The following is a 258-nucleotide window of genomic DNA, read 5'->3' as shown; positions in this document are numbered from 1 at the left end:
GCTCCAGCATCCTCTGGACCGTGTCCCGCTCGTGCCTGGTGAGCCTGCCGTAGGCCCTCGGGGCCGCCTTCCCGGCCCCCTTCTTCCTCTTTCCGGACATGCCGTCCTCCGATCTCCCGGGGCCGGCCGGTCCGGCCCTCAGGGTATCGGATTCCCACATTCACCCGCACATGTGCGGATGAATGTGGGAAGTGTTCGGATGAAGTTGCCAATCAAGGGAGGTGCAGTGACAGAAAAAATTTATCTTAACAGGGTTGC

This window comes from Collinsella sp. AF25-2LB, assembly GCF_003458415.1.
In the GTDB taxonomy this organism is placed as follows: Bacteria; Actinomycetota; Coriobacteriia; order Coriobacteriales; family Coriobacteriaceae; genus Collinsella.
The sequence above is the reverse complement of the archived record's forward strand: the minus strand, read 5'-3'. Positions refer to the sequence as shown.